The 572-nt window shown below is 61.0% G+C and carries 1 protein-coding gene; it reads right to left on the bottom strand.

What is annotated here, in order from left to right:
* On the bottom strand, positions 1 to 572 hold a 572-nt coding region (locus QZR30_RS27890; protein WP_311904784.1), incomplete at both ends, for a DUF6531 domain-containing protein.

The raw sequence follows: 572 nt of genomic DNA on the forward strand, positions 1-572 counted from the left end.
GCAGCAGCGAGCGACCAGAGCCGTTATCCAACCGCTCAATTCGCCCGGAATGATCACGCACAATGCGCAGGCGGTTGTCATACGCATCACTGATCGAGACCAGCACACCGTCGCGAAAGTGATAGAACCGTGATGCCTGGGCCAACACTAGTTCATCAGGCGCCGAGCCCAGGTAGATCGCCGCTTCGGCCAGGCTATTGGTGATCGCCGGTCGAGAATCGGTGGGCAACGGAAACTGCGTACGACGGTTCTCATGATCGGTCCACACCACCGAATCGCCCGACACAACAAGCCTGTGCGCCAGCGCATGACTCCAGCCAAACCCCAACCCACAATCCAGTTCCACCGCACTGGTGCGATACAACCGTGTCCACTCAAACGGCAAGATCCCGTCCAGCGCACCATCGGTGAGGGTCAGCAATTCCTCCCCGGTGACCATCGACACCGGGCAGCCGTTAGTAACCGTCTTGTCCGCAGGTGCCGTCGCATCACCCTTCGGATTCGACGCCATGGCCGGCGCATCATCCACAGCCTCCTGCCGCACCAGCACCGTCTGCCGGGTCTTGCTGCGT

The sequence above is a fragment of the Pseudomonas sp. rhizo25 genome, assembly GCF_031931935.1.
Taxonomy (GTDB): domain Bacteria; phylum Pseudomonadota; class Gammaproteobacteria; order Pseudomonadales; family Pseudomonadaceae; genus Aquipseudomonas; species Aquipseudomonas synxantha.